Source organism: Actinacidiphila sp. DG2A-62 (genome assembly GCF_035825295.1).
Taxonomy (GTDB): Bacteria; Actinomycetota; Actinomycetes; order Streptomycetales; family Streptomycetaceae; genus Actinacidiphila.
Genome location: NZ_JAYMGI010000002.1, coordinates 8114901 through 8122500, shown reverse-complemented (window position 1 = coordinate 8122500; position 7600 = coordinate 8114901). Strand labels below are relative to the sequence as shown.

At 74.9% G+C, this 7600-nt stretch carries 5 protein-coding genes (1 of these 5 running past the window's edge); 2 read left to right on the top strand and 3 right to left on the bottom strand.

Annotation, left to right across the window (positions count from 1 at the left end; genetic code table 11):
- Nucleotides 1-889 carry the 3' portion of a phosphoenolpyruvate--protein phosphotransferase gene (ptsP, locus tag VSR01_RS35680; protein ID WP_326453110.1) on the top strand. 782 nt of this gene lie to the left of the window's left edge, so only the last 889 of its 1671 coding nucleotides appear in the window; the start codon falls outside the window, past its left edge; it ends in the stop codon at nt 887-889.
- Nucleotides 890-1102: 213 nt separating this feature from the next.
- On the opposite strand, the gene VSR01_RS35675 is transcribed toward ptsP, so the two are convergent.
- Nucleotides 1103-2317 carry a hypothetical protein gene (locus VSR01_RS35675; RefSeq protein ID WP_326453109.1) on the bottom strand — a complete coding sequence of 405 codons (1215 nt, stop codon included), beginning with the start codon at nt 2315-2317 and terminating at the stop codon, nt 1103-1105.
- 165 nt (nt 2318-2482) lie between these two features.
- Nucleotides 2483-3796, bottom strand: coding sequence for an MFS transporter (locus tag VSR01_RS35670; protein ID WP_326453108.1), 1314 nt, complete (start codon nt 3794-3796; stop codon nt 2483-2485).
- 210 nt (nt 3797-4006) lie between these two features.
- On the opposite strand from VSR01_RS35670, the gene VSR01_RS35665 reads away from it, so the two are divergent.
- A complete protein-coding gene (locus VSR01_RS35665) occupies nt 4007-5335 on the top strand; it encodes an aminotransferase class I/II-fold pyridoxal phosphate-dependent enzyme (protein WP_326453107.1) in 1329 nt (442 codons plus the stop codon).
- A 64-nt stretch (nt 5336-5399) separates the two neighbouring features.
- Here the strand turns inward: VSR01_RS35665 and VSR01_RS35660 are convergent, their stop codons facing one another.
- Nucleotides 5400-7517 (bottom strand): acetoacetate--CoA ligase, encoded by a 2118-nt coding sequence (locus VSR01_RS35660; protein WP_326453106.1) that lies wholly within the window; start codon nt 7515-7517, stop codon nt 5400-5402.
- Nucleotides 7518-7600 lie beyond the last annotated feature (83 nt).

Here is a 7600-nt window from a genome sequence, read left to right as displayed (position 1 = left end):
GCCGCTGCTGGCGAACGTCGGCGGCCCGGCGGACGTGCCGGCGGCGGTCGAAGCGGGGGCGGAGGGCGTCGGTCTGTTCCGCACGGAGTTCCTGTTCCTGGACGACTCGGCGAACGCGCCATCGGAGGATCGGCAGACCGAGGTGTACCGGCAGGTGCTGGAGGCGTTCCCGGAGGGCCGGGTGGTCGTCCGGGTGCTGGACGCGGGTGCGGACAAGCCACTGGACTTCCTGACGCCGGCGGACGAGCCGAACCCGGCGCTGGGTGTGCGGGGGCTGCGGTCGTTGCTCGACCACCCGGAGGTGCTGGCGACGCAGCTGCGCGCGCTGGCCCGGGCCGCGTCGGGGCTTCCGGTATACCTGGAGGTCATGGCGCCGATGGTCGCGGACCGGCAGGACGCCAGGGCGTTCGCGGACGCGTGCCAGGCGGCGGGTCTGTCGGCCAAGTTCGGCGCGATGGTGGAGATCCCGTCGGCGGCATTGCGGGCGCGGTCGATCCTCCAGGAGGTCGAGTTCCTGTCGCTGGGCACCAATGACCTGGCGCAGTACACCTTCGCGGCGGACCGGCAGGTGGGCGCGGTGTCGCGGTTGCAGGACCCGTGGCAGCCGGCGCTGCTCGACCTGGTGGCGATGGCGGCGGAGGCCGCCGCGGCCGAGGGCAAGAGCTGCGGTGTGTGCGGCGAGGCCGCGGCGGACCCGCTGCTCGCGTGTGTGCTGACCGGTCTGGGCGTCACCAGCCTTTCGATGGGTGCGGCGTCGATTCCTTATGTGCGGGCCGCGTTGGCGAAGCACACGCTGGCGCAGTGCGAGCGTGCGGCTGCCGCGGCGCGGGCGACGGACGGCGCGCAGGAGGCGCGGCGCGCCGCGCAGGCGGTGCTGTCCGGCGAGTAGCGAGCCGGTCGTGCGGCTCCGGTCGTGGCGGCCCGCCGGGGAGTGCTCTACCGGGCCGCCGCGGTCGCGCCGGCTGCTGCGGCCCCGGGTGGTCGCTGCGGTCGGCGTGGCGAGTGCGGTCCGCTGCCATCGGCGCCGGAGGGCGTCCTGCTCACGGAGCGGGGCGCCCTCCGCTGTGTGTCCGGGCACGGCGGCGTCGCGCGGTCGCGCGGGTCAGGCGAGGTCGCCGGGGAGCGGCGGTGGCAGCGGGAGGCCGGCGCGATAGCGCACGCCGGGTTCGGGCGGTACGGGGTCGCCCGTCGCGGGGTCGGTGCAGTAGGCGTTGAACACCTCGGCCTCGCTCAGCGGCTGGGGTGTGCCGCCGCGCAGCGACCAGCCCCGTACGGTCTCGGTGCCGGGGGCGTCCTCCCCGGTGCCGGTGGTGGTGCGGATGACCAGGCCCGCGGTTCTCCCTGTGACCTCGGCGGCGGTCATCACGGTGCAGACGACGAGCATGTCGGCGTCGGAGAACTTGAGGTCGCCGTCGTCGGGCGACCTGGGATCGCCGTCGTCGTGTGGTGGCGCGGCATCGATCTGGGCGGCGGCGTGCAGGGCCGGTTCGCCGGGGTCGAGGCGCAGGCTGCACACCACGTGGTGGCCGCCGGGACCGAGCGCTTCGATCAGGCGGAGCAGGGTGTGCGAGGCGCGGTCGAAGGCGCAGTGGGCGAGGTCCTGGTCGCAGTCGGGGCAGGGGCCGGCCTCCAGGAGGAGGTCTGTGGCCCGTTCCCAGGTGGCGCGGCGTTCGGCCTCGCGGGCGAGGTCGACGCGGACGGTGTCGATCGGCTGGCGGTCGTAGCGGATGGCGGGGCCCGCGGTGGTGGATTCGGCGACGTAGCGGGTGCGGGTCACGGGGGCGTCCGGCGGTTGCCTCGTCGTCGCGCAGTAGTCGGCGTAGTCGGCCGGGTCGAAGAGGGTGACGGCGACGTGGGTGCCCTTGCCGTGCAGGTCGCGGAGCATGCGGTCGACCTGGTGCAGGTACTGGGCGTAGTCGTCGTGCGGGAAGGTGCGGTAGCCGGTCATGGCCGTGAAGTCGTGGTCGTCGAGGAGCAGTCCGAGGACGACCGGCGCCTCGCGGCGCAGGGCCCTGCGGCGGGCGGTCCGGCCGGGAGGTCCGCTGCCCGCGCCGCGTCCTCCGGGGCCTCTCGTCCGCTCCGCCGTGCCTGTCCTGCCGCCGGCCGACGCGCCGGTGCCGGCTGAGGAGCCGGCTGTGGAATCGGCTGTGGAATCGGCCGAGGAATCGGCCGAGGGTCCGGCCGCGGCCCCGCTCCGGACGGTGCCGCCCGGAGCGGCGGTCCGCGGTCCTCCGGCGCCGATCGCGGCGGTTCCCTTGGGCCGACCGCCTGCGGGCACGGTACGGCTCTTGGCGTGGCGCTTCCTCGCCTGTGACATGGTGTTCCCCCTTCGTCGGGCGGGGCCCGTGCGGGTCCCCCGCGCCGGTCCCGCGGTGTGGTACCGCGTTTGTGGTCCGCATCGTCGCGGTGCCGGGTGGCGCCGCAGGATGCCGTGTGGCGTGTGGAGACGCGGCCGGGGACTCGGTGGTCCACGGCCCGGTCTCTACTGCTCACTCACCGTAATCGGTGCCACTGACAACGGGGTCGGCGATGCCGCCGCGCCCAGTCGGTCGAGCCTGCGAAGCACCAGGCGGCGCTGGAGCAGCGCCGCGGCGGCGAGTACCGCGCCGAAGACGAGCCAGCCCAGCGGACCGCCGGCCAGGACGGCGGAGGTCATCAGGAGCGGGCCGACGCAGCGCTCGGCGGACTGGGCGAGGCCGTGCACGCCGACGTAAGCACCCTGCGCGTCGGCGGGCGCGAGGCTGACGGACAGTTCCCAGGAGACGGCCGACTGGATCATCTCGACCACGGTGACGGCGACCGCGCAGCCGATCACGCTGAGCGTGGCGGCCCACGGCGCGTGCACGACGGCCAGCGCCGCGGTGGCGCCGCAAACCGCGAACCACACGGCCACATGGCGCAGGGCGCCGGCGGCGATCCGGGGGCTGCGGCCGTAGCGGGAGAGGCGCACCTGGCAGAAGACGACGATGACGGTGTTGACGACGAAGACCGCGGCGGCGAGGCCGTGCGGGGCGGTGGTGCGGGTGACGATCCACAGCGGGAGTCCGACGCTGAGCGCGGCGCCGTAGAGGAACATCACGGAGTCCAGGGCCGCGTAGCCGAGGTAGCCGGGGTCGCGCCATGGATTGGCCGGGGCAGGGGCCGGTGCCGTTACCGGGGTCTGGGCCGGGGCGGGCGTGGATGCCGCCGCTGCCGTGCCCGCCCCCTTGCCCGTACCCGCTTCCTTCCCCGCCACCGGGTGCACGGCGACGGTCCGCGTGGCCGACGGCGGTTCGGCGCAGCGCGCGACGAGGAGGGCGACGGCGACGAAGGAGAGCCCGTCGCCCAGCAGGAGGCCGCGGTAGACGGCGGTGCTGCCGACGGCGAGCGCGGCGGATGCGGCGAGTCCGCCGATGGTGTAGCCGAGGTTGACGACGGTGCGCTGGATCGCCTGGTACCGGGCGCGGTCACCGCCGGCGACGCGGGCGGCGAAGAGCTTGGTGAGGACGGACGCCGAGCGTTCGCCGAAGCTGCCGAGGGCCACGAGCGGGAGCAGCGGCCAGAAGCCGTGCCAGAACAGGAGCAGCAGGCTGGAGGCGCCGCGCAGGATCTGGACGGCGAGCAGGACGCGGGTGAGGGGGACCCGGTCGGCGAGGCGGCCGGCCAGGGGCGGTCCGGCGAGGCCGAACGCGCCGCCGATGCCGAGGAGCAGACCGGTGGCGCCGGTGCTGAGGCCGCCGACGACCACGAAATAGAGCGCGGTGACGGAGAACCAGAGGCCGGAGCCGGTCTTGTCGACGAGGTTGATCCAGAGCATCCGCCGGCCGTCCGGCCCGCCGGGGACGGTCTCCGCCCATCGCCGGGCCGTGCCCCGCGCGGTCCCGCGCGCAGTCCCCCGTGTCCGCATCGGCCTCACGCTCCCGCCTGTGCGCGCGTATGCACCGTGGTCCGCGCCGTGCCGTGCCGTCCGGTGGCCATCGGGGGCCGCCACTTGCGGACATCTTTGTATTGATACATACTCTCGACTGTGGTGACACAATATGCGATCAGCGGCGCGACGGCCAGGGAGATTGCCGCGTCGGCCGAACAGGCGGTGGCCGACGGGGTGTTGCAGCCCGGGCAGAGCCTTCCGCCGGTGCGCGCGCTGGCCGAGTCGCTGACGGTCAGCCCGGGGACGGTGGCGGCCGCGTACAAGGAGCTGCGCAGACGCGGCATCGTCGTCACCCGCGGGCGTGGCGGCACCGTCGTGGCCGAGGCGCCGTCGGTGGCGTCGCGCCGGCCGCCGCGGGTTCCCGAGGGGCTGCGCGACCTGGCGGGCGGGCATCCTGACCCGGCGTTCCTGCCCGATCTCGTGCCGCCGGGCCGGCTGTCCCCGGGGGCGCGCTCGCACCGGGCGTCGCCGCGGCTGCCGGAGCTGGAGGAGCTGGCGCGTGCGTGGTTCCGCAGGGACGGCGTGCCGGACGCCCACGTGACGTTCGCGCACGGCGCGTTGGACTGCGTCGCGCGGCTGCTGGCGGTGGAGCTGCGGCCCGGCGACCCGGTGGCCGTGGAGGACCCCGGTTTCCATCATCTGCTGGACCTGGTACCGGCATTGGGGCTGCGTACGGTCCCCGTCGCGGTGGACGACGAGGGGCCGCGGCCGGAGTCGCTGCGGGCGGCGCTGCGGGCCGGGGCGCGGGCGTTCGTGCTGTGCCCGCGGGCGCAGAACCCGTACGGCTCGCGGGTCTCGCGCGAGCGCCGGGACGCGCTGCTCGGCGTGCTCGCCGCGGCGCCCGAGGTGCTGGTGGTCGAGGACGACCACGGCGCGGACACCACGCAGGGGCCGCTGCACTCGCTGACCGCGGCCGGTGCGGCGGGACCCGCCCGCTGGGCGCAGATCAGGACCGTCTCCAAGCACCTGGGCACGGACCTGCGGTGGGCGGCGATGGCGTGCGACGCGACGACGCTGGCCCGGCACGACGGCCGGATGCTGCTCACCTCGGGCTGGGTGAGCCATGTGCTGCAGGAGACGGTGGCCCGGCTGATGACCGATGCCGCGACGGCCGGGATGGTGCGGCGGGCCACTACCGCCTACCGGGCCCGCCGGGAGGCGCTCGTCGCGGCGCTCGCCGAGCACGGGATCGCCTCGCACGGGGTGAGCGGGATGAACGTGTGGGTGCCGGTGCGCGACGAGTCCGCGGTGGTCAACGGGCTGCGCTCGCACGGCTGGTGGGTCGCCGGTGGCGCCCGTTTCCGGATCGCGGCGCCGCCCGGCGTGCGGATCACCGTCGCCGACCTGACCGAGGACGAAGCGACGCGGCTGGCCGCGGACTTCGCGTCCCTGTACGCCGACAGGTCCCTCACGTACGGCGGTTGACCGGCCGTCGGCGGCGGTCCGCCGGAACAGCCGCCGGACGGCCGTTGACGGCCCGCCCGCGCGGTCAGCCGGCGGACGCCTCGGACGACCCTGCCGCCCGCTGGGCCGCCACCCGCTCGTAGAAGCGCAGCACCTCAAGGTCGTCCACGGACCCGGGGTTGACCGCACGGTCCAGCGGCGTGCCCTGGAGCAGCTTCTTGACCGGCACCTCGATGCGCTTGCCGGTGAGGGTGTGCGGCACGCCGGGCGCCTCGATGATCTCGTCGGGCACGTGCCGCGGCGACAGGTGGGCCCTGATCGCCGTGCGCACCCGGTCGCGCAGCGCGTCGTCGAGGACCGCGCCCTCGGCGAGCTGCACGAACAGCGGCATCCAGTAGCCGCCGTCGGGCAGTTCGAGGCCGATCACCAGCGACTCCCTGATCTCCGGCAGGCGTTCGACGACCTCGTAGATGTCGGACGAACCCATGCGGACGCCCTGCCGGTTGAGGGTGGAGTCGGAGCGGCCGTGGATGACGACGGTGCCGCGGGAGGTGACGGTGATCCAGTCGCCGTGCCGCCAGACGCCGGGGAACATCTCGAAGTAGCTCTCGCGGTAGCGGACGTCGTCCGGGTCGTTCCAGAAGCGGATCGGCATGGACGGCATGGGGTTGGCGACGATCAGCTCGCCGACCTCGTCGACGACCGGCTTGCCGTAGGCGTCCCACGCCTGCAGGTCCGTGCCCAGGCAGGGCGCCTGGAGCTCGCCGACGTACACCGGCAGGGTCGGCACTCCCCCGGCGAAGCAGCTGCACACGTCGGTGCCGCCGCTGACCGAGGCGATCCACAGGTCCTCCGCGACCTCGTCGTGCAGCCAGCGGAAACCGTCCGGCGGCAGCGGGGAGCCGGTCGTGGCCACGCAGGTCAGCGCCGACAGGTCGCGGTCCCGGCCGGGGTGCGCCTCGGCCTTGCGGCAGGCGATGACGTACGCGGCGGAGGTGCCGTAGACGGTGGCGCGGGTCTTCTCCGCGACCTGCCACTGGGCGTCGACGGACGGGAAGCCGGGGCTGCCGTCGTAGAGCACGATGGTGGAGCCGGCCAGCAGGCCGCCCACCAGGAAGTTCCACATCATCCAGCCGGTGGAGGTGTACCAGAAGAAGCGGTCCTCGGGGCCGAGGCCCAGGTGCAGGCCGGTCTGCTTGAGGTGTTCGAGCAGGATGCCGCCCTGGGACTGGACGATGGCCTTGGGCAGGCCGGTGGTGCCGGAGGAGTACAGCACCCACAGCGGGTGGTCGAACGGCACTTGCTCGTACGCCGGTTCGGCCGTCCCGGCGGTGACCTCGTCCCAGGGCAGGGCGCCGTCGGGAGCCCGGGTGCCGAGCAGCGGGATGTGCACGGTGGCGCGCAGCGTGGGCAGTCCGGCGCGCAGTTCGGCGACGACGGCGGAGCGGTCGTGGGTCTTGCCGCCGTAGCGGTAGCCGTCGACGGTGAACAGGACGACGGGCTCGACCTGTTGCAGCCGGTCGAGCACGCTGCGGGCGCCGAAGTCGGGGGCGCAGGAGGTCCACACGGCGCCGACGGCGGCGGTGGCCAGCAGCGCGACGACGGCCTGCGGGATGTTCGGCAGGTAGCCGCCGACCCGGTCGCCGGGGGCCACGCCGAGGCGGCGCAGGGCGGCGGCGGCCGAGGCGACCTGACGGCTCAGCTCCGCCCAGCTGACCGCGGCGGTCTGCTGCCGCTCGTCCAGGTGCAGCAGGGCGGGAGTGTCGGCCTTGGCGGGGTCGAGGGCGGGGCGCAGCGCGTGCTCGGCGTAGTTGAGGGTCGCGCCGGGGAACCAGCGGGCGCCGGGCATCGCCGGGTCGGCGAGCACCTGCTGGTAGGGAGTGGCGAACCTCACGTCGAACCACTGCGCCACGGCGGCCCAGAACGCCTCGGGCTCGCGGACCGACCAGGCGTGCAGCGCGGCGTAGTCCGCCTGCGGTCCGCCCGCGCCGGGGCTCGGCGCGCCGTGCCCCTCGGCGGCCCACGCGTGGAAGCGGGTGAGGGGTGCGGCGGCGACGCGCTCGGGTCCGGGCGTCCACAGCGGGAGCGGCTGACCTGCGGTTTCCGTGCCGGCGGTGCTGCCGGGCGTCCCGGAGGAGGCGGCTGCGGCGGGCGTGCCGGCTGCGGGTGCGGAGGGGGCGGCGGGCTCGGGCGTGGTGCTCATGGGGCGGCTCCCGGACGGTGCGCGTCGTTGCGCGGCGGCAGATCCTTGTGACGATGCCATGTGATCGTCCGGGACGCCAGGGT

What these genes read in the sequence shown, in the direction of transcription:
- VSR01_RS35675 (WP_326453109.1), bottom strand. Translation starts at nt 2,317, where the DNA reads ATGTCACAGGCGAGGAAGCGCCACGCCAAGAGCCGTACCGTGCCCGCA.
- VSR01_RS35670 (WP_326453108.1), bottom strand. Translation starts at nt 3,796, where the DNA reads ATGCTCTGGATCAACCTCGTCGACAAGACCGGCTCCGGCCTCTGGTTC.
- VSR01_RS35660 (WP_326453106.1), bottom strand. Translation starts at nt 7,517, where the DNA reads ATGAGCACCACGCCCGAGCCCGCCGCCCCCTCCGCACCCGCAGCCGGC.